This is a genomic window from Paraburkholderia sp. SG-MS1 (genome assembly GCF_012275575.1).
Lineage (GTDB): Bacteria > Pseudomonadota > Gammaproteobacteria > Burkholderiales > Burkholderiaceae > Paraburkholderia.
On record NZ_NPIH01000136.1, the window covers coordinates 63140 to 83685 of the forward strand.

Genomic DNA, 20546 nt, shown 5'->3' on the forward strand with positions numbered 1-20546 from the left:
GTCAGGAATTCAGGTGTTCACGAGAAACCGGCGCGAACCCGGTTTTGTGATGGCGTACTGCGCGGCAAGCGCGGGGTGGTCGGCCAGCAGCCGTTGCAGATCGATGGCAGCGCCGTCCCGGCTCCGTCTGAACGACACCGCACCCGTCTCGAACTCGGCCCGGTCGGCCTCGCCCATCGCCTGCTGGATGGTCTGCTTCAGCTTCGATTCGACGACCTGCCGGTTCTCGATCTCGGCGCGCACGGCGACCAGATCGGAGAACGTGGCCGAGAGCGACCTGTCGCCCGTGAAATCGACCGTGCCGCCTGCGCCCGGATACAGGCAGCGCAGCGCGCGATCCGCCGAGTCCGAGCCGTCGGCGGGCGGCGGCGTACCGGTTTCGACGTGACGCCAGAAGGCCGCTTCGAGTTCGATCAGCCGTGCGATCAGTGCGTCGTCGCGCATCACCCGATGCACTTCGAGCTTCTGGCCGCAAAGCAGCACGGCTACATCGGCCGCCTGTCTGCCCGTGACCGCGAGCTGGTGCTGGACCTGCAATTGCACGTACTCGGGCACACCGTCACGCCAGAGTCGCGCGCCGAACTCGCCCGCCGTCTTGCATTCGAGAAGTTGCACGTCGCAGTTCCCCACGACTTCACGATCGATATTGGCGAGCATGAACGGTATCGTCGGATGCTGGAGCACGGCATTGACCTTCCGTATGCGGTGGCCGGTTTGACGGGTGTAGGACGCGGCAACGATGGGCTCGAGCAGCGTGCCCCAGTACACGGGCTCGGTCGTATCGTTCGCGTCGGGCTTCGGCAGGTTCGCATCGAGGCCCACTTTGATCATCCACAGTTCGATCGGGCTCATGTACGGCGACAGTCCCACGGCTGCGGCTGCATCCGAGCCACCGATCCCGTTCTTTCTCGCCGATAACCAGTCCTCGCGCGAAAGCGATTTCGTTTCCACGAGCCGCAACGCGGGCCGGGGCCGGCTGCGCCGGGAAGATTCAGGCAAAGCCATTTGCAACCTCCGGAAAGCAGAAGGCCCGGCGGGAAGATCCCGCCCGGGCCGTATGACGTCATGGACATGGGTTCAGGCAACCAGCTTTATCGCCTCGTCCCACGCGCGCTGCTTGATTACATTGCCAGCGCCGAACCAGGCGGCGTCGCGCCGGTTATCGTCGTTGCGTGCACGGCGGTGATGGTCCACGTATTCGGTAATCGAATTCACCAAACCCCATGCCGTGTTCGATGCAGACTCCAACGTAGCGCCCTTGCCGCGACCGGCATACAGGGACTGCACCGCTCTGATTGCGCTGTCGTTGGTGGCTGGCATCGGCACTCCTGAACTGGCGTGGGACGTCAGCACGCGGCGGAAGAACGCCTCGGCAGTTGTGTCGCTCACCTTGCGATCTGCCAGGGCTTTCATGCGCACCATGAAGCCGTCCCATGACGAAATCGCGATGCCGAGTTGACGCTTGACGGCTTGAGCGTCGAACTGCGAGCGGTGTGGGACCTTCACCGCACCAGCCGAATCACCGAGGGCGATCTGCAGTGTGTTGTTGCACACGACGCGAACGGACGTAAATTGGGCGGTGGTCGCGAGCGTGCCGTCGCAGGCGGTGGCAAGCAGCAGGTAGGCGTTTACCTCGTCGCGGCCCTTGAGCGAGACGGACTGGCCTGTACGGGCGAGTGCCCACAGTTTTTTGCCGTTTTTGAGCGTACCAGCGGTCTGTAGTTCGAAGCCGCCGACTTCGGTGAGGTCGCGATAGAACTCCAGGATTTCGCGCGGCTGCACCACGGCATAGCGCGATGAAACGACGCTCAGGGGAGCTTTTGTGTCGGAGCGGTATAGCACGCGCTGTTCGGGAAACGCGTGGATCGAGCCGAGGCTTGAACCGGCTTGTCCAGCGACAAAACGAACGTCGGCCGACTCGATCGTCCAGTCCATGCCGGCCTGTTTCTGCCATATCTCAATCGGCTGTTTCGGCGAAAGGGGATTGCCGAGGCCATGCCACGGCGTGTCGCCAACATAGGCCATTGATTGAACCAGGTGCATTTGAAACCTCCAGAGAAGTGCATAAAGCCCAGCACACGGCCGGGCATCAGGGGAAACAGCAGGGAAAGATCGGGAAAATCGGAGAGGGGGAAATGGAAACCGGATCAGTCCGGCTGGATCGAGAATGTGTGTCCGCAGGCGCGGCAGCGCCAGTTGTCGAGCACGTTCCGGTCGATGGTTTCGCCAAGTGCTGCGCCCGTCGCGCAGCCCGCAGCTGCGCCGGCCAGGCCCGCGATGATTGCGCCGGCAATGCTGCCGCACAGAACGCCGAAGGGGCCGCCGAGCGTGCCGGCCGCCGCGCCAATCTCTGCGCCGGACAGGGCTGCAGCGGCCGCGCTGGTGCCGCCGGCGGTGGCGCCGATTGCACCACCGATGCGTCGCGCAATGTGGCGCGGCTCCGTACGGAATGACTCACACGCCGAACAGACGTAGATCATCTCGCCTGTATCGGGGCGATAGCGGGGGAGTTCACGGCCGAACGGTACTGGCGACTCGTCGGGAAACTCCGGGCTGCGCAGGCGCATTTGTTCCAGAAGCCATTCGTCTTCGTCGTCCTCGTCGTGTGGAGGGTAGGGCGGGCGGCGATCAGGCACGGCAGGTCGACTTTCGCCGGACGTGGCCGGCGTAGCAACCGACACACATCGTCCATAGCGCGCCGAGGGCGAAGCATGTCACGAAGGCGATCAGATATTCGAGGGGAGGAGTGGGAAGCATCACTAGACTCCATGAAGGAGGTGCGCCGGAGCGAAATCGCAGGGGCGGAGCGGCAAGTTGCTGCCATGCTCGGAGCGGTGATATAGGTTTCAGATTTCTTTGAGTGTGACCTAGGGATACATGCACGCCTCAAAGTGTGACCGTTATTAGCGCAAACTGGAATTCGTTTGGGATAGTGGATACCGTATCAAAATGATAGCCATGGTATCCTTTCTCAAAATTCGCGCAAAACGTCCGTTACTTATGGGCGTCGAGCCCAAATTGAGAGGGACCATGATCGAAGCCTCCGGGGTGTCGCAAACGCAGCGCGAGCGACTGGCATTTCTAGAATTGCGGGCCTTTTTCACCGGAGAGCTCCGGCGAAGTGATATTGAAGCGCGTTTTGGTATCAAGCCCGCTGCCGCATCTCGCGATCTGAGCGTCTACCGAGGAGTCGCCGCGGACAACTTGGCTTACGACGCAGTCGCCCGCTGTTACCGGCCCACAGATCGGTTCAAGCCTGTCTATGAATTTCGTACGGAACGTGTGCTGGCTTGGCTGCTAAACGGCTTCGGGGATGGGCTCGAATTGGGTCTAAGGCAAGCCGCACCATGCGAGGGGCCGGGGCAACTTATACGACCGGACATGGGAGTCCTTGCGACCATCACGCGAGCCCTGTGCGCGAAGCGTCCGGTCCGTATTAACTACCTGTCTTTATCGTCCGGAGCGAAGCGCCGCGACATCGTGCCCGTCGCATTGGCTGACAATGGTTTGCGCTGGCACGTTCGCTCGTTTGACCGCGAGTGCCAGCGGTTTTCCGATTTCGTGCTAACTCGCATCACCAAGGCGCAAGAGTTGAGCTCTGAGGCCGAACCGCGTGAGCTCTTGGCGGCTGACGAACAATGGACGCGGATCGTGGATATGGAGCTAGTGCCGCATCCTGGGGCCCAATGGCCTAAGGCGATTGAGGCCGACTATGCCATGAGCGACGGCGTGTTGCGTATTAAGACGCGCGCGGCTCTGGCGGGGTACTTGCTGCGTCGTTGGTCCATAGATTCGAGCCCGGACCATCAGATGGACCCGGCATCTCACCATCTGTGGCTTCGTAATACTCCCACGCTCTATGGCGTTGAAAGCGCGGCTATGGCGCCAGGCGTTGCAGTTGTGTCGGAAGTGAAAGGTGCGCTCGTATGAAAGAGACGATCTTCATCGCTCACGCAACCCCTGAACATAACGCTTTCACACGATGGCTCGGCTCGAAGCTCGAGCTTGCCGGCTGTAGGGTCTGGCATGACTTGGCGCGTCTGAAAGGCGGCGACATCTTCTGCGAGAAGATCGAGAGCGCGATTCGGAACGACTCATTCAGGTTCCTCGCGGTCGTATCGACCGTCGCGGTAGGTAAGTCGGGCGTGAAGGATCAATGGGCCGTGGCTGCCACGATCGAAAAATCGCTGCTGGGGTTTGTCATCCCGCTACGCATCGATCACTTCGACTTCCAACTTTTCCCGATCGCAATCCACCCAAAGAATGCCATGGATTTCGCCAGTGGCTGGCACAAGGGCTTGGCGTCGCTGTTGGGTACGTTGGAGGAAGTAAAGGTACCCAAAGTCTCCGCGCCCGATCCTGCCTTGGCGCGCTATTGGTTGGCCGAAATGAAGGAGGGGGCGATTCTTCGAACCGAGCATCCCGAGAAGCTTGAGTCTAGCTGGCTCCCCATGCTGTCGCTGCCGCCCTCGCTTGAGACCGCCCGTTTCTTGGGAAGCGAGCGCAAGATCAGGCTTACGCAGGAGAACGTTGGGCTGCCGTGGTCTGAGCACGAAGACTGGATTGTTGGCTTCGCGAAAGGAGCCGACCTCGTGACGTTGATGGCCAAGTCCGCCATGCTCAAAACGGCCGGGACCATCGACACGAAAACATTCATTGAGGAGGGTTGTGTCCTTGGCGACAAGCCGGTCTCTAAACGGGAAGCGCGCAAGCGTGCCGCCAATCTGGTTCGTCAGGCGTGGGAGCTGGCGATGGAGGCTAAGGACTTCGGGATGCACGAGCAGTCCGGTGGACGTAAGGTTTTCTATGTCACACCTGAGTTGACTAAGGACGAGCGGACTGCCTTCGTTGATGTCGATGGGCGCACTCGTAAGAAGGCGTTGCACGGGCGAAGTGAGAAGCGCAAGGCTAATTGGTCTTATGCCGTTGGTATGGTTCCGGCGTTTGATGATCCTTGGCGAATCGAACTCCGCTCGACTATTGTCTTCACCGACGAACAAGGCAAGCCCATGGAAGCTCCCGCGAAGGCCCATCACCATGGAAGGCATTCCTGTGGACCAAGGGGTTCGTGCCGCGATTGCAAACCTACGCCGGGCGCGAGGTGCCAAACCCCTTGTCGATCGAAATCAGCAAGGGCGTGGCCGACATCAAGCAGGTCATGGCAGATGTCTTGGCGCTTACCAAGCTCAATTACGACGGATGCATCTACGGGGACGGGGTCCCCGTGACGCTGCGTATTGCCGACTCGGTTAGAGAAATACTCACGGCGGCGCCTCTGAAAAGCGAACTGCCGCCATTGCCGTCCCGCTACTACATCTGAGTATCGGCAGGGCACAGAACATAGAAAACCCAAAAGGGAAAAACATGCTTGGATTGCAACTGCGCGATGAGTTCAAGGGAGCCAGGCTCCGTGGGACGACCATTGACTTTACCAACGACGCCAAGACCGGCGCGTTGGACATGACCGCCCAAGATTTCTTGCGCATCACATATCCGTCTGTTGATCTGATCAAGACGATCAAGGCGGCGGCCCCTGACTCGAACCGAGCGGTAGTCCTCATCGGTGATAAGGGCCAAGGCAAATCCCATCTGATGGCAGCTCTCTGTCATTTGCTGCGCGACCCCGAGGCGGGCGAGGCTTGGCTCAAGGACTGGTCCGATAAGCTGGGCCGTCCTGAGCTCGCACAGCTTGGGCTTCACAGCGCGCGCCATGTCATAGCCGAGCCGCTGCACGATCGGCGCTTCGCCTACCTATGGGATTTGCTGTTTGCGCGCCATCCCAACGGCGAATATGCCCGAGGCGTCTGGGCAGGCCAAAACACCGAGGTTCCAGGGAAGGACATTTTGGTGGCGATGTTCAAAAGCAAGCCCTGCGCGCTGCTGCTCGACGAGTTCCAAACCTGGTTCGATGGCCTCAGCGACGCCCAGGAGCCTCGCCAAGTGTGGGCCTTCAATTTCATCCAGCTCTTGTCGGAGATCGCAGAGAACAACCCCGAACTCTTGACGCTCGTGGTGTCTGTTCGCGAAGGCAGCTCTAACGCCGCCCAGCAGCTCTTCCGCGTCAATCCCGTGCGCGTCGATTTCAAGGGCGAGCAGGCCCAGCACGACCGTCGTCGTTTGTTGCTGTATCGGATTTTCGAGAACCGCATCAACATCTCTGAGGCCCAGATTGCCCCGCTGATCGAGCCTCATCTATCCGAGTTCATCCGGCTGGGTCAGCGCCCCGCGAGCGAGGTCGACAAGCATCGGGCTCGCTTCGTCGAGGCCTGGCCGTTCTCGCCGGAGCTGCTTCAACTGCTGGACGACGAGATCATCTTCGCCATCAAGGCACAAGGCACGCGCGATTTGGTGCGCATCTTGGTCGAACTGTTCAAGACAGCAGGCGACACTATTCCGGTGATCACACCGGCCGACTTCGAGCTGTCTGGCGATGACCGTGGCAGCGCGGCGGCTCTGATCGACAACGTCGGCATCGACCATCACAAGCAGCTTCGCGACCGCGCGCTGCGCAACCTTACGGCAGTCCAAGAGGCCTTGGGCGGCGATCTGACGGGCGTTCCGCACTTACGCGAGATTCTCACGTCGCTGTGGCTGCGCTCTTTGTCGCTGGACAATCAGCGCGTCGGCGCCGATCCCGAGACGCTGCAAATCGATGTCACGCGTGGCGCGAGGCTCGACGACAACGCTTTCCAAGCCGAGCTCGCCTCTATCGAGAGCAACAGCTATAACATCCACAAGACCGGCTCGCGCCTTGTGTTCAAGCTCGAGGAGAACGCCCGCACGCGGCTGATGGCTCACGCCAGAAACGACAAGCTGTTCCAAAACGGCGAGGACGTCGATTTCCTGGCCAGCGAGATTCGCCACGCCATCGGCGGCGACGCGCAGGTCAGCGGCATGTATCGGACCATTGTGCTCAAGCGTGAATGGAACAATTCGCCGTGGGATGAGGTAGAAGAGTCGCTGCGCCCAAACGTGTGGGACAACAAGATTCCTTTGATTGTCCTGCCGGCGTATCCGGTCGAGCTCAATGCGGCGTTGGGCGCGTGGCTCAAAAAATTCTTAGGCTCTAATCGCAATACGGTGCGTTTTCTGTTGCCCAAGAAGGGCAGCGATGGCGCGTCGGCCATCTACCAGGACAAAGAGCTGATCTTGGCGGCCAGGGCCGCGAGTCTCGCCAAGGGATGGGCCAAGGACGAGCCTGCCTACAAGGCACTGTCCACCGAGTTTCTTGGCACGTTGAAGACGCGCATCGCCGAGCGGTTCGATCGTTTCGCCATCTTGTCGGTCTGGAACCATGAGGACTCGTCCAAGTGCGTGTTCAGCGTCGAGCCTCACGGAACCAAAGGCGACAAGATACCGGCGGCCATCCAAGAGAAGATCAAGCAGAACTTGTTCGTCGATGAGGATTTCGATGAGCTGGTGGTCAGCTTCGCCGAAAAGAACATGTCTATGGCCAAGCTGTTGGCCGAGCTTCGCGAGCCGCGGGGCGGCGGTCTCGACTGCATTCCTTGGTTAGGTGAGGCTGAGGCGAAAGACTCGGTATTGGCCGTTTGCGCCGCTGGCCAGATCACTATCCATGCACGTGGGCTCAACAGCCTGCAGGTGGTTCCCGGTGAGCCCAGCGATGTCGCTCTTCGACGCATGAAGCGCGACTTCAACGTCACCGGCAAACAGCTCGAAGACACCACGCTCTCCAAGCCTGGCTCGGCCCCGTCGAGCTCTGGCCAGACGCCCATTGTTCTGCCCGTGGGAGGCATTGGCAGTTTGCCTGGCATCGTGCCAGTCCCAGGCGCTCCCGGCGCGCCTGCTCCGGGCGACGCGCCGCCCCAAAATCCGTTCGGCGATCCGCCGACAGTAGGAGGTGGCGCCGGAACTCACACGCCGATCACCACCAAACTTGAAAGCGCGCCTACCTCGGGACTCAATCTGCTCAGCCGAGTCGTGGACACCTGGCATGTGGGACCGGCGACGACGGTGCGCAACGTCTCGATCAAAGTCGAGAAGCTCACCGGTGCGCAATTGCAGCAGTTGATCCGCAATCTGCCTGATGGCCTCTCGTATGGGCTCGACGCGGATAAGGAGGAATTCTGATGGCTATGACCGCCGAATCTTTGCAATCGCTGCTTGTCCAGGAGCCAAGCGTCGTGTGGACGGGCGTTTTCTCCGATGTGTGGGAGCGCATGTCGCAGCCTGTCAGCGGCGATGTTGCCTCCGAAATGGTGCGTCGAGACAAGGACATCGAAGGCCTCGACCTGGTGCTGTCGAGTGCCGCCTGGGATCTTTGGCCGCACTTTGAGGTCTGCGCGCCCAAGACCTCCAAGGCCTTGCAGGATTTCTGGTCCGCTTCTCCTGGCTCGAAGGCTGTCCTGGTTCTGGATGCGTTGTCCTTGCGCGAGGCGCCTTGGATTTTGCAGGAGGCTCCAAAGCGCGGCTTCAAAGTTCATGGGGGACGGGCGACGGGGTCGGCGCTCCCCAGCGACACCACCAGCTTTGCAAAAGAGCTCGGCATGTCGCAGCGCTCCGTATTGACTTCTGGCCAAGTCGGCTCATTGAAGCTGGCGGGCGCGGCCACGGCTCTGTTTGCTCAACCGTGGCTCGAATGCGCCAACACGTTGCCTAATCATCCAGATCTGTTTGTATGGCATGACTGGCCTGACAGTCTTATGCATGATCTTTCCGGCCCTGGGCCTGGGTTGCGGCAGCTGGCGGAGGATGCGAAGACTGTTTTGACTGGCGATGAATTTTGGACCTTCGTCGAACGGCTAGCCACAGGTCGCCGTCTAATCATCACGGCCGATCATGGATACGCCGCCTCCGGCCAATTTAGCGATGTCCTCGACCAAGAGCAAAAGGAATATTTTCAAAAAACCTTCGGGGCCGAGCGTTTTGCGTCGAATGCCGATAATGCTGCGTCCCATTGGCTTCCGCCTGTTGATCTTCCATTGACTACCGTTCGCGGGGACTATCGCTTTGCTTTGGGTCGCAGGGCATGGAGCGTCCAGGGTGGACGAAAAAATTTATCTCACGGTGGTATCTCGTTGTTGGAAGTCGCCGTGCCATTCATCGAACTCTCGCGGGTGCTCTGAAAGAACAGATGGCTACTACGAAAAAAAATAAGGCGGAGCTGCTAGGTGAACAGGTCGCCGCCCTGGTTGGCGCGGGGAGAGCAGTCGCTCTTGAAACAGTTGATTTCTCAGATCCCAATCGCCCCAAGACTTGCTTGGAAGTCGATTTTCCGATTCTGCCTGTCAATCAGGTGGCCGCAATCGAAGGCAACTCCGGCAAGCCGGTCTATCAGATGTCCAAGTGGTGGGCGCGCCGTCGTTCAAGCGTGTTCCGTTCGATGCTGATTGCAGCCGCGACCAAGGCACCCGATGATGAGCAGCATGCCGCCAAGGCGGTGTGGGACACCTACTACGCAAATCACCAGAAGAAGGGCGCCTTCAAGTCGATAAAGGTCGCGGAGATTTTTATGGGTGGTGGCACGACCGTAGTGGAGGGGGCTCGGCTTGGCATGCAGATGGTTGGCAACGATCTAAACCCAGTGGCGTGGTTCGTTGTCAAGAATGAGATCACAAGAACCGATCGCGCAGAGGTCCGCAAGCTTATCGCGGCGGTGGAAGAGCGGGTCAAACCTCTAATCATTCCAAGCTATTCGACCACTTGTCCCCACGGGCACAAAGGCCGCTGGTTCAGCAGTCTCACAGGAGAGCAGGCGCCTGCTGATTTCAACGGGCTTGGAGTTGAGCCCGATGAGCGAGCCAAGTACCGTTACGAAGGACCAGAGGTCATTTACACCTTCTGGGTCAAGCACGGCCCTTGCAGCGCTCCTGGCTGCGGACATCGAACTCCTATACTGGGATCGCCCGTCATCTCGATTAAGGAGTTGACGGTCAAGCATTGGTCGGATTTCAATTGCGAATGCGGAAGTGTTTTCGATGTTGAGCAGCAGCCCGCCCGCATGGCTTCCGACGCTCCGCTCGTTGTAAGCCCAAGCGAGAAGCTCTTCTCGGCGATGGATGAGCAAGGCCGTTTTCTATGCCCTACTTGCGGGAAGGTGCATGTCGACTACAAGGCTCGGATCGACGGTTCGTCTATAAATCTTGGGAAGGGCAAGAGCAAGAGGGTTGCGTTGACTCTCTTGGTCCATCCCGATTGGATGAAAGGTGTTGAAGGCGTTGACTCCCAAGGAGTGTTCGGAGGCAGCGTGACCGATGACGCCGCGTCCACCGAGCGCTGGTTGCGAGCCCGGGCAACGACACTGCGATACGTTGAAGTTCGCGGTGTTTTGCCAGATGAAGTTGTGTGCCCGGATACTGGGGTGCGGTTCAGCACCGCTGCTTCGAACATACCAAGGCAAGCAAGATTTGCATGCCAGGAGGCGACCTGCGGTCGAGAGCAAGCATTGGTTCAAAGTGTCGGGTCGTCGGGAAAGACTGCCGCTGTTGCGCCAATTGCTCAGCAGTGTTATTGCCCTCAGTGCGACAAAGAAGGGCGCCTCTACGGAGGGCGATATTTCGCGAAACCAAATATTGAGGCGATCAGTGATAGCCTCTTTGAGTGGGAGCGTCGAAAGGATGTCGACTTGGCTCAGCTATGGCCAAGGAGTGAAATTCCTTTTGGCCATATGACTCATCAACGCCAGCCATTGCCTCAGCATGGCTATCTGCGTTGGTCGGACATGTTCAATCCGAGACAAATGCTCGTCTTGACTCAATTGGAGAAGGCGATCCTTGAGGTGTTGCCAGAAATCGGTTGGGCAGCAAGGGAAGCATTGTTGGGAGCGTTTCAGCAGTACCTCCGCAATCAAAACATGTTCTGCTTTTGGGACATCAGCAGAGATTGCATGGCTCCGCACATGAGCAACAACAACTACCACCCAAAGAGTACAGTTGTTGAGAATTGCGTTTTCTCAGACTTGGGACGAGGCAATTGGGCTTCGTGTGTCGAAGGGGTCTTGCAAGGGCTCGATTGGTGCGATACGCCGTGGGAAGCGCTTCCCAATGCCGCTATTGCGGCACACGATCCTGCCTTGGCGAAATCGCTGTCAGGTAAGAGCGAAAAAGTCTACTGCGGCGATCCTGTTCTGCCAGGAGCTCAAATCCTTTGCGGGTCGTCCACTGATCTCGCTGCAGTGTCTACAAGCGCTGTCGATTTGATCATTACAGACCCCCCGTTCGGAGGGCTGCTTCACTACTCTGAGCTGGCTGACTTCTTCTATGTCTGGATGCGTTTGTGTTTGAAGGACAAATATCCAGAAGTCTTTGCGGGCGAATACACACCGAAGACACTGGAGGCTGTTTCGAACAAAGCGCGACATCCCGATGATCCTGATGCTTTTTACGAACGCCTACTGACGGCCTGTTGGAAAGAGGCGCACAGGATGTTGAAGCCCGGTGGCATTTTGTCGTTCACGTTCCACCACAGTGAAGATGAACCGTGGGTTGGCGTCTTGAAGAGCCTGTTTGACGCGGGCTTCTATCTGGAAGCCACCTATCCGATCCGCAGCGACGAGACAAAGGGCGAAGGAGAATTCGGGTCCAAGACCATCGAATACGACATCATCCACGTTTGCCGCAAGCGCGTGGACGATCCGACCCCGATCAGTTGGGCCAAACTGCGCCGCAAGATCGTCGATGACGTGCGCGACCTCAAAGGGCTTTTGGAGCAGCACCAGGCCAGCGGCTTGCCTCGGGCCGACTTGGAGGTTATCCGTCGCGGCAAGGCGCTGGAATACTACTCGCGCCACTACGGCCATGTGTATGTTGAGAAGGGCCGTGAATTCACGCTACTCGAAGCGCTCGCCGGGATCCATCAACTCCTGGACGACGAGCGCGATGACGCTGGCGTCGCCCCGCCCGTGCTTGCCGAGGTCCTTACTCGGCAGTTTCTGCGGATCTACGACAAATCGGTGGCGGTAGATCGCAACGACATGGTCAAGTATTTGCGCGGCACCGGCACTGCGCCGTCGCTCTTTGAGGGATACGGCTGGTGCTCGGAGGAGAAGAAGATCTATCGGCTGTGCGATCCGCTTGAATTCGCCAAGGGCTGGCGCGGAAAGCACCGCAAGGGAATGTCGCGCGATTTGGACCAGACGCTTTTCCTAGTCGGCGCTTGCTTCAAGGACAGCGGGTTGCGGGTCGATGAAACTCTCAACAACCCCAATTTCGATCCGCATCCGGCCGTGCCTGACTTGCTCGATTGGATGGCGAATCGTGGCGGGTCTAGCGAGATCCAAGCTGCCGCCCGCATAGCCAAACAGCTTTACGCTAGATGGCTTGGAGAGAACAAGGCGAAGGTCAGAGCGGCGCAGGAGCAATTTGACATGTTCGGGGAGACGGCATGAAGAACGCGCCGATGGAAATCGACACGTGGACGCGCCAAGGTCACAGCATTCTGTGGGATGTGCCTAGGCTCGCGTCGTTTTGTAAACCCGAGGAGGCGGTCAGCCTGCGGCAGTTCTGTATGCTTGGTGCCTCAGGTTGGAAGGGGGTGGATGCCCTGTTGGTGAAGGACCGCGCGTTGGTGGTCGCCGGCCTCGAAGGCAGCCTTGATCCGCTCGACCCAGACGCCGCCGTCGCATGGCTTGAAGCCCATATCTACCCAATGATTTCCTCGTTTCAGCGGGAGGTGGCCTTTGGAGGTGGCGAGGCGGCGTTGATTTTCTGGTTCGCCGATGCTCGGCGCTTTGAATATCGCCAGGCGGAGCAGGCGGCCTACTGGAAATGCAGTGCCGCCCATGGCAAGCGCGAAATTCCGATCGGCCGCTGTCTTTGGAACGGCTCCGAGCCCAACAGCCAAGAGATTCGGACGAAGGTCGACGGCGTCGCCCGCTTCGCTGGCTACTACCTTCAGCGGATCTCCTGATGTCGGCATTGGCGGGCGCTTCAGAGCTGGTCATCCAACCTGGCCAGCGCGTAAGGCATAACCAATTTGGCGAGGGCGTCGTCGTATCCGCGGCCTCCGACGGCTATGCGCGTGTGTTCTTCCAAGGCGGCGAGCGCCAGGTTGCGGTGGATTCGCTCCTGCCCGCGTTTGGCAAGGCCCAGCGGGCCGTCGTTAACGTCGGCCAAGGCCGCGACAAGGCTCGCAGGGCATGGCTGGCATGGCAGGCCCATGTCCTGCCGTTGATGGAGAGCGCGGCTTCTCTCACCTCGGCTAAGATCGACCTGCTTCCTCATCAGGTCGTCCTCACTCACCGCGTGACCACCACGGCGCCACGCCGCTTTCTAGTGGCCGACGAAGTGGGATTGGGCAAGACCATCGAGACCGCGCTGGTTCTGCGCGAGCTGGCCAGCCGTGGCGAGCTCAAACGGGCCTTGATGGTGGTCCCCGCAGGCCTGGTCAACAACTGGCACCGCGAACTCAATGAGGTGTTCAACCTCAATTTCGAGGTGTTCGGCTCCGAAGGCGACGTGACCGACCGCAAGTCCAACGCGTTCGCGAAGCATGACCGCCTCATCGCCAGCATCGACACGTTGAAGCGCAAGGCCCGGGTGAAGAAGCTCGAAGAGGCACCTAAGTGGGATTTGGTGGTGTTCGACGAAGCCCATCACCTGACGGCGTTCAAGTCCGGCGGTAAGGTCAAAAAGACGGAGAACTACAAGCTGGCCGAGTCCTTGCGCGACCATAGCCGCGACATGCTTTTGCTGTCGGCAACGCCCCACCAGGGCGACCACTTTCGATTCTGGATGCTGATTCAGCTTTTGGATTCCACCTTGTTCGACTCCCCCGAGGAGATGGTGCGTGAGCGCCACCGCCTCAATTCGGTCGTGGTACGTCGGACCAAGGCCGACGCGTGCAAGCCCGATAGCACGGCATTGTTCGCTAGGCGCTGGGTCCACACTGAGTCGTTCTTGATGAGCGACCGCGAACGTCTCTTCTACGCGGGACTCAATGAATATTTGCAGGACGGCTTCGCGCTGGCGAAGAGGCAGGGCAACAAGGGGATGGCCTTAGGCTTCGTGATGACGATCTTCCAGAAGATCGCCGCGTCGAGCTTCGCGGCGGTGGCGCGCACGCTGCGCCGCCGGCTCATTGCATTGACGGTCCACGAGGCGTTGATGCACGACGAAAGCCGGGACATCGATCGCCGCGACGAATCCTTGCGCGAGGCCAAGGACTTGATCCGCTCGGAGCTGCGCCTTGGGAATGACCGCCTAGCCGATATCGAGGTCGATCAGGCTCTTGGCGACGTCCAACGCAGGATTTTGAAGAAGCTCGACGAGGAGGCCATGGATATGGCCTCCAGCGTGTCCGACGAGGTCGCGTTGGCGGCGACCGAGGATTCGGCTGTGGCTTCGGTAGCCCTAGCTTTGCCGGAGGAGCGACTGCGCATTAAGGACTTGCTGCGCAGGCTTCCCGAGGAGCCCGAGACCAAGGTCCAAAAGCTGTTGTTGGCATTGGGAGCGCTCTGGCGACAAGACGCGGGCGAGCGCGTTGTGATCTTTGCGACCTACCTAGGCAGCGTCGAGATGCTGGGCCAGATGATTGAGCGCGAGTATCCGGGCCAAGGTGTGGTGGTCCTCAAAGGCGGCGACCATGGCAGCAAATCGGCGGCCGAAAAGCGCTTCAAGCAGGCAGATGGGCCACGCGTGATGATCTGTACCGCCGCAGGTCGCGAGGGGCTCAACATGCAGCACGCCCGCGTGCTATTCAATTTCGATCTGCCGTGGAACCCGATGGACATGGAGCAGCGAATCGGGCGTATCCACCGCTACGGCCAAAAGCACACCGCCCAAGTGTATAACCTGGTGTTGTCTGACACGATCGAGGGCAAGATTTTCCTGCTGCTCGACGAGAAACTCACCGAGATCGCCAAGACGCTGGGCAAGGTCGATGAGCGCGGCGAGATGGCCGAGGACCTGCGCTCCCAAATCTTGGGTCAGCTCTCCGAGCGTCTGAGCTACGAGAAGCTTTACGCCGAGGCGCTTGGCGATCCAGAGCTCAAACGCACGCGCGTCGAGTTGGAGGCCGCGATGACCAACGCGAGCCAGGCGCAGGCTGTGGTCTTTGAATTGTTCCAAGACCTCGGAGGCTTCAACATCGACGAATATAAGCCGCTGTCGGACACGTCGGCAGGCATGGGAGCGTTGGAGCGATTCATCCAAGCGGCCGTCGAATTGGATGGCAAGAAGTTCGTGCCTGCCGGTCCCGGTGCGTGGCAAGTCGTGGGCGCCGATGGAGCCACTGTCGAAGCCAGCTTCGTGACTGACCGCGACCGGGCCTTGGCCGACGAGCGTCTATCGTTGCTCGGCCTCGACCATCCGCTGATCGCTGGCTACCTTGATGCCCTTAGGGCGACGGCGGCTGAGGACTTGGGCTTGTCCGTGAAAGGCTCGACAGGACGCCTCGGCGTGCTGTCGCTTTGGCATGTGGTTGCTACCGACGAGAAGCACCGCCAGCGCTCGCTCGTCATACCGCTGGCGGTCGATGCGGAGGGTAAGCGTTCACCGTCCATGGAGAAATTTGCCGATCAATTGTTCCACGCCGAGCCATCCGCGCCAGCAATGAGACGCGAGCAGGCTTTGGATAGGCTCGCAACAGTCATAGAGCCCATGTTGCATCGGGATTTGGTTCACAGGGGACTTGTGAAAACTGGCCAAGCTTACGAAGCTGATTTGGTCGGATGGATTGAGACTGTCTAGCAGGGGCGCGCACCTGGAACCGATTACCCGTGCAGTTCAGTTAGTGTGTGACGTCAATTGAGGTTGTCGTTCCGCGTTCAAGGCCTCGTTGCCACATTCGACGGTATTACCGAGGGGAAAATGATCGATCAATATACCTATGCCCGTTTCTGGCGTTGCGCCTTGCAAGTGAATCCGGTTGGCTACAACAGTGCTTACCGGGGCAACGAGCATGGAATGAGCGAGGCTGACTACAACCAGGCACTGTTGGCAAAGTGCCAGGAGCTAGATATCAAGGTTGTTGGTTTGGCCGATCATGGCAGCGTTGACAGTGTTGATGCGCTACGCAACGTGCTGACACCGCACGGCATCGTCGTCTTTCCCGGTTTTGAGATCGCATCAACCGAGAAAATTCACATGGTCTGTCTATTCCCCGAAGGTACGACCAAGGATCAATTGAACCGTTATCTTGGAAGCCTGCATCTGACGGACCCCGAGGAGAAGGTGCGTCCCTCAACGCTTGGTTGCATTAAACTGGCCGAGACGATCAAAGAGCTGGGTGGATTCTGGTATGCAGCGCATGCGACACAGGCAAGTGGAATTTTGGTTCAAAAGTCACTTCATACTTGGCAGCGCAGCGATCTGGTCAAGGCTGCACAGATTCCTGGCTCTGTTGATGATCTGCCACCAGAGTTCAAGAGCATCGTTCTGAACACAGATCCCAATTGGAAGCGCGAGCGTCCGATTGCGGTCATCAACGCCAAGGATGTTGCCAAACCTTCTGACCTTGATGATCCAAGTGCCTCCTGCTGGATCAAGATGACGAAGCCGACCTTTGATGCGTTCAAAGTCGCTTTCCTCGACCCAGAGTCACGTATACGTCTGAACTCGCAAAAGCCAGAGGTGACGGCTGGCGAGATCGTGTCTATGACCATTTCGGGCGGCTATCTTGATGGTGTGGAGATCGCCTTCTCCCGCCACTTGAACACTGTGATTGGTGGGCGTGGCACGGGTAAATCTACCTTACTGGAGTGCCTGCGTTACGTGTTGGATATCCCGCCAAAAGGCAAGCAAGCGCATAAACTGCACCTGGAGATCATCAAAGAGAACTTGGGTAGGGCATCAGGCCGGATAGAAGTAGAGATTGTTTCCTCCTCGCAGCATGGCAAGCGCTATCGTGTTTCTCGACGCTATGGTGAAATGCCAATCGTGCGTGAGGTCGTACCTGACGGGAGCGGCAATGTCTCGACTTTACAGCCGCGCGACCTGTTGCCAGGTATCGATATTTATGGCCAGAATGAAATTTATGAACTTGCGCAGGACGAGCAGAGCCGTATTCAATTGCTGGATCGCTTCCTGCCTGGCGATGGCGACTACGCTCAGAAAAACGCTGTTCTCAAAAGGCGCTTACAAGAGAATCAGCAGAAACTAGTCAAGAACTTGGGTGAGGTCGATGACCTGCAAGCCCAGATTGCGCGCTTGCCCAAGCTGGTTGAGCAATTGCAAGGTTTTCAGGTGTTAGGGATACAGGAAAAACTTGCCAGGACACCGCTTTTTGCTCGCGAGAGGCAGATTGTCGAACGTACCCACGACGAAATTCGCCGCTTGCATGATAGTGTTGTGAGCCTTCGGGACAATATGCCCGATCTGACCTTCATCAGCGATAAAGCTTTGGAGGATTTGCCGAATGCAGCGCTGCTCAGTCCGGTGCGCACTATTTTGGACAGACTGCGAGAGAGTTTCGAACAACACTGCATAGAGTTGACAACTGAGTTGGCAAACGGCGAGCAGCAATTGGCCGCACAACTAGCTTTGTGGACGCAGTCAATCACACAAGGTGAGCAAGAGCTTGAAAGAGCTCTGCGCAGCCTTCCCTCTACGGCTGGGAAAAGTGGGCCGGAGGTCGGAACGGCTTATCAGCGATTGTTACAGGACATCGAGCGTATCAGGCCGCTAGAAACTCGGGTGGCTAATCACGCGAAGTTACTTGAATCCCAACAGCAGGAGCGTCGAAATCTGCTTGCTGAATTGTCTGATCTTCGAGAGCAGCGAACCCGGAGTTTGCAGGGTGCCGCCAAGAAATTGAATCGGCGTCTCGAAGGAAAACTGAAGGTTGAAGTTGTGCCTGGTGCTGATCGAACACCGTTGAAAAGCTTCCTGTTGCTCAGCAAACTTGAAGGCATAGGTGAAAAGCGGCTGTCCTGGATCGACGAGCGGGATGTCATCAGCCCTTCAGCACTCGCGCAGGCAATCCGTAGCGGTTCTGCAGAGCTTCAAGTTGATTGGGGGCTGACGCCCTTGGTTGCGGACGCATTGACAAAGCTGCCTGCGTCTCGCCTCATGGAACTTGAGGCACTGGAGCTTGACCACCGGGTAGATATTTCCCTAAACGTGTCGCATGGTCAGGTGCCGGCGGTTTTTCGGCCATTGGACAAGCTATCGACTGGCCAACAATGCACGGCGATCTTGCACATGCTGCTACTGGAAAATGTCGATCCGCTCATAATGGATCAACCCGAAGACAATCTGGACAACGCTTTTATTGCCGATCGCATCGTGCACGAATTACGCGCGGCGAAAATCAATCGTCAATTTCTGTTCGCCACACACAACGCCAATATCCCAGTCTTTGGTGACGCCGAGTGGATCGGCGTATTCACGGCGGTCGAAAACCATGGGGCATTGAGTTTCGATGCTCAGGGTTCGATTGACGTTCCCGTCATTCGCGATCAGGTAGCCAATATCCTCGAAGGCGGAAGAGATGCGTTCATCCAACGCAAAGAGAAGTATGAGTTTTGAGGTGATGTCTTATGCTGAAATCTGAATTGCTGGAAATAATCGCCAATGGCGAGAACTCAGGTGTTGAGTTCAAACGGGACGACCTGCGTCCAGAGCAGTTAGCGAAAGAGATTGTCGCTCTGCTAAATTTTCAGGGTGGCAAATTGCTGTTGGGTGTGGAGGACGATGGCACCATCAGCGGTATTCAGCGTGGTGACTTGGAATTGTGGGTTATGGACACCGTATTTGGACGATACGTGCATCCGCTGGCGTTACCATTTTACGAAGAGGTGGCGTTCGACGACGGCAAGCGTGTGGCCCTTATTTCGGTTACTCAGGGTACAGCTAAGCCCTATGTGGTCCGTAACAATAATCGAGAAGAAATCTTTATCCGTGTCGGCAGCACATCACGACTAGCAACTAGGGAGCAGCAGGCTAGATTGTTTGAAAGCGGTGGAATGCTGCATGCTGAGGTGTTGCCGGTATCTGGTAGCAACTTGGATGATCTGGATCAGGGCCGCCTTGGCGATTACCTAGTCAATGTCGCAGGCGACCGATTGGCGCCGCAATCTGTCGAAGATTGGGTGCTGCGGCTGACAGGCTTAGGATTTATGGTTGGACGCCCTGACGGCCCGGCTGTATGCACAATAGCCGGATTGGTGTTGTTCGGCCGTAGCCCGCGTCGTTGCCTGCGTTACGCTGGGATACGCTGGATGTCTTTCGCCGGTGACACAAAAGACTATCAGGCACAGGACGACACCGTACTGGATGGTCCACTTGTTGCCCTTTGGGAGGGCGCGCCAGGTGCCGGAAGACACATCGTCGAAGACGGGTTGCTTGAACGCTTGATTGATCGGATGCGTCCGTTTATTTCCGAGGAGGGGAGGGAGATTAATGATGGGCTGCGTCGGGAATCCACCTATCGCTACCCATCCGACGCGGTTCGCGAGGCGATTCTCAATGCACTTGTTCATCGCGACTGGACTCGTTCGATGGAGGTTGAGGTGGTCAACTACTCGGACCGGCTCGAAGTAACAAGTCCGGGGGCTCTACAAAATTCGATGACGATCGAGAAGATGTTGGCGGGGCAGAGATCACCGCGGAATCCGATCATCGTCGAAATTATGCGCGATTATGGTTACGTGGATGCTCGTGGTATGGGCGTGCGCCGCAAGATTATGCCTCTCACAAGGGGCTACGCCGGAAGGGATGCAGAGTTCGTACTGACTGACGACTACCTCAATCTGTCGATCCCTGCTCGGCGCGAACAAGGGGTAAAGTAAGGCTGTGTCGCCGGTCAAACTCGATGAGCTGAAGGCTAGCACCCCTGGACGTAGAGCCGAACGTCCATCCGCGTCCAACGCCGTCCGTAGAAGACCAGCCTCAGGTAAAATTCAGGACATAGGTGTCTTGTCCAACGGTCTGGCGTAAGAAAGAGCGGCTTCGAACCAGAGTTTCGAAGGGTTTTTGGGGCATTTTGGGGGCATGGTGACTAACCGTGTTTCCGCTTCGCCAGAAATGGCAATGGATTTGAGAACTTCTTGTACTCTCGCAGCCGCTTACCTCGCAAGTTGTCCTCACGCACCGCGTGATCACCGCGGCGGCGCGCGGTTATGGGGCTGACGAAGTGGAGCTGGCAAGCCATCGGCACCGCACTGATTCTGCGCGAGCTGACAAGCCGCCGCGAGCTCGAAGGCGCCTTCGAGGTGTCGGGCTCCAAAGGCGACGTGCGCGACCGCAAATTTAAGGAGTTTGCGAACGTAACCGCCTCGTTCTGAACATCGAGACGTTGGAGCACAAAGGGCGGGTGTGAGTGGTTGAAGAGCAAACCACGCTCACTACCCGACGGCGTTCAAGTCCGGCGGGAGTCCCTGCGTGCGAGTCACTATTGCGAACCGATCGCGCAACGGCGCCTGTTTGAAGGTTTAGAAGCTTGTCTGAGGGAATCCAACGGCTTCTTATAGCAGTTCGGCGACGCTGGGGGCAACTTTGGGGGCAACTCCCACGTGGGTTTTTCAATTCTCGCGCTTTATCAGGGGCCTTCTCGGTTAGTTTGGTAGTCCTCCTCCCAACCAGATCTGATCAAACGCAAAAACCGGCTTTTAGCCGGTTTTTGCGTTTCTACACAAGCTAGCAAAGCTA

Annotated in this window: 13 protein-coding genes; 10 read left to right on the forward strand and 3 right to left on the reverse strand. The window is 58.2% G+C overall.

Going from position 1 to position 20546, the window contains the following annotated elements; translation table 11 throughout:
* Positions 1-9: 9 nt before the first annotated feature.
* From CIC12_RS10705 to CIC12_RS10715, 3 genes are all read right to left on the reverse strand, one after another.
* Positions 10-1005 (reverse strand): YqaJ viral recombinase family nuclease, encoded by a 996-nt coding sequence (locus CIC12_RS10705; RefSeq protein WP_168664087.1) that lies wholly within the window; start codon positions 1003-1005, stop codon positions 10-12.
* 72 nt (positions 1006-1077) lie between these two features.
* On the reverse strand, positions 1078-2043 hold the full coding sequence (locus tag CIC12_RS10710) for a DUF932 domain-containing protein (RefSeq protein WP_168664088.1): 966 nt from the start codon (positions 2041-2043) through the stop codon (positions 1078-1080).
* Positions 2044-2147: 104 nt separating this feature from the next.
* Positions 2148-2681: a hypothetical protein gene (locus CIC12_RS10715; protein WP_342030521.1), complete on the reverse strand. Its 534-nt coding sequence runs from the start codon at positions 2679-2681 to the stop codon at positions 2148-2150.
* 349 nt (positions 2682-3030) lie between these two features.
* Between CIC12_RS10715 and CIC12_RS10720 the strand changes: the two genes are divergently transcribed.
* The 10 genes from CIC12_RS10720 (at position 3031) to CIC12_RS10765 (ending at position 20182) form a co-directional block, all read left to right on the forward strand.
* Positions 3031-3930: a WYL domain-containing protein gene (locus tag CIC12_RS10720; protein ID WP_168664089.1), complete on the forward strand. Its 900-nt coding sequence runs from the start codon at positions 3031-3033 to the stop codon at positions 3928-3930.
* The gene (locus CIC12_RS10725; RefSeq protein ID WP_168664090.1) at positions 3927-5228 is read left to right on the forward strand and encodes a toll/interleukin-1 receptor domain-containing protein; all 1302 of its coding nucleotides are present in this window, start codon (positions 3927-3929) and stop codon (positions 5226-5228) included. Before CIC12_RS10720 ends, CIC12_RS10725 begins: the two co-directional genes overlap by 4 nt.
* Positions 5229-5364: 136 nt before the next feature.
* The gene (locus CIC12_RS10730; protein ID WP_168664091.1) at positions 5365-8091 is read left to right on the forward strand and encodes a DUF499 domain-containing protein; all 2727 of its coding nucleotides are present in this window, start codon (positions 5365-5367) and stop codon (positions 8089-8091) included.
* A complete protein-coding gene (locus tag CIC12_RS10735) occupies positions 8091-9086 on the forward strand; it encodes an alkaline phosphatase (protein WP_168664092.1) in 996 nt (331 codons plus the stop codon). The genes CIC12_RS10730 and CIC12_RS10735 overlap by 1 nt, the downstream gene beginning before the upstream one ends.
* 8 nt (positions 9087-9094) lie before the next feature.
* Positions 9095-12346, forward strand: coding sequence for a DUF1156 domain-containing protein (locus CIC12_RS10740; RefSeq protein WP_168664093.1), 3252 nt, complete (start codon positions 9095-9097; stop codon positions 12344-12346).
* A complete protein-coding gene (locus CIC12_RS10745; RefSeq protein ID WP_168664094.1) occupies positions 12343-12867 on the forward strand; it encodes a hypothetical protein in 525 nt (174 codons plus the stop codon). The genes CIC12_RS10740 and CIC12_RS10745 overlap by 4 nt, the downstream gene beginning before the upstream one ends.
* Positions 12867-15647 carry a DEAD/DEAH box helicase gene (locus tag CIC12_RS10750; protein ID WP_168664095.1) on the forward strand — a complete coding sequence of 927 codons (2781 nt, stop codon included), beginning with the start codon at positions 12867-12869 and terminating at the stop codon, positions 15645-15647. Before CIC12_RS10745 ends, CIC12_RS10750 begins: the two co-directional genes overlap by 1 nt.
* 120 nt (positions 15648-15767) lie before the next feature.
* On the forward strand, positions 15768-18425 hold the full coding sequence (locus CIC12_RS10755) for a TrlF family AAA-like ATPase (protein ID WP_168664096.1): 2658 nt from the start codon (positions 15768-15770) through the stop codon (positions 18423-18425).
* Between the two features lie 11 nt (positions 18426-18436).
* Positions 18437-19687 (forward strand): RNA-binding domain-containing protein, encoded by a 1251-nt coding sequence (locus tag CIC12_RS10760; RefSeq protein ID WP_168664097.1) that lies wholly within the window; start codon positions 18437-18439, stop codon positions 19685-19687.
* A 330-nt stretch (positions 19688-20017) separates the two neighbouring features.
* The gene (locus CIC12_RS10765) at positions 20018-20182 is read left to right on the forward strand and encodes a hypothetical protein (protein WP_168664098.1); all 165 of its coding nucleotides are present in this window, start codon (positions 20018-20020) and stop codon (positions 20180-20182) included.
* Positions 20183-20546: the final 364 nt, after the last annotated feature.

Excerpts from the sequence above, each read along its gene's own strand:
- CIC12_RS10720 (WP_168664089.1), top strand. The coding sequence starts at position 3,031 with ATGATCGAAGCCTCCGGGGTGTCGCAAACGCAGCGCGAGCGACTGGCA.
- CIC12_RS10710 (WP_168664088.1), bottom strand. The coding sequence starts at position 2,043 with ATGCACCTGGTTCAATCAATGGCCTATGTTGGCGACACGCCGTGGCAT.
- CIC12_RS10730 (WP_168664091.1), top strand. The coding sequence starts at position 5,365 with ATGCTTGGATTGCAACTGCGCGATGAGTTCAAGGGAGCCAGGCTCCGT.
- CIC12_RS10740 (WP_168664093.1), top strand. The coding sequence starts at position 9,095 with ATGGCTACTACGAAAAAAAATAAGGCGGAGCTGCTAGGTGAACAGGTC.
- CIC12_RS10745 (WP_168664094.1), top strand. The coding sequence starts at position 12,343 with ATGAAGAACGCGCCGATGGAAATCGACACGTGGACGCGCCAAGGTCAC.
- CIC12_RS10705 (WP_168664087.1), bottom strand. The coding sequence starts at position 1,005 with ATGGCTTTGCCTGAATCTTCCCGGCGCAGCCGGCCCCGGCCCGCGTTG.
- CIC12_RS10725 (WP_168664090.1), top strand. The coding sequence starts at position 3,927 with ATGAAAGAGACGATCTTCATCGCTCACGCAACCCCTGAACATAACGCT.
- CIC12_RS10755 (WP_168664096.1), top strand. The coding sequence starts at position 15,768 with ATGATCGATCAATATACCTATGCCCGTTTCTGGCGTTGCGCCTTGCAA.
- CIC12_RS10735 (WP_168664092.1), top strand. The coding sequence starts at position 8,091 with ATGGCTATGACCGCCGAATCTTTGCAATCGCTGCTTGTCCAGGAGCCA.
- CIC12_RS10760 (WP_168664097.1), top strand. The coding sequence starts at position 18,437 with ATGCTGAAATCTGAATTGCTGGAAATAATCGCCAATGGCGAGAACTCA.
- CIC12_RS10765 (WP_168664098.1), top strand. The coding sequence starts at position 20,018 with ATGGGGCTGACGAAGTGGAGCTGGCAAGCCATCGGCACCGCACTGATT.
- CIC12_RS10750 (WP_168664095.1), top strand. The coding sequence starts at position 12,867 with ATGTCGGCATTGGCGGGCGCTTCAGAGCTGGTCATCCAACCTGGCCAG.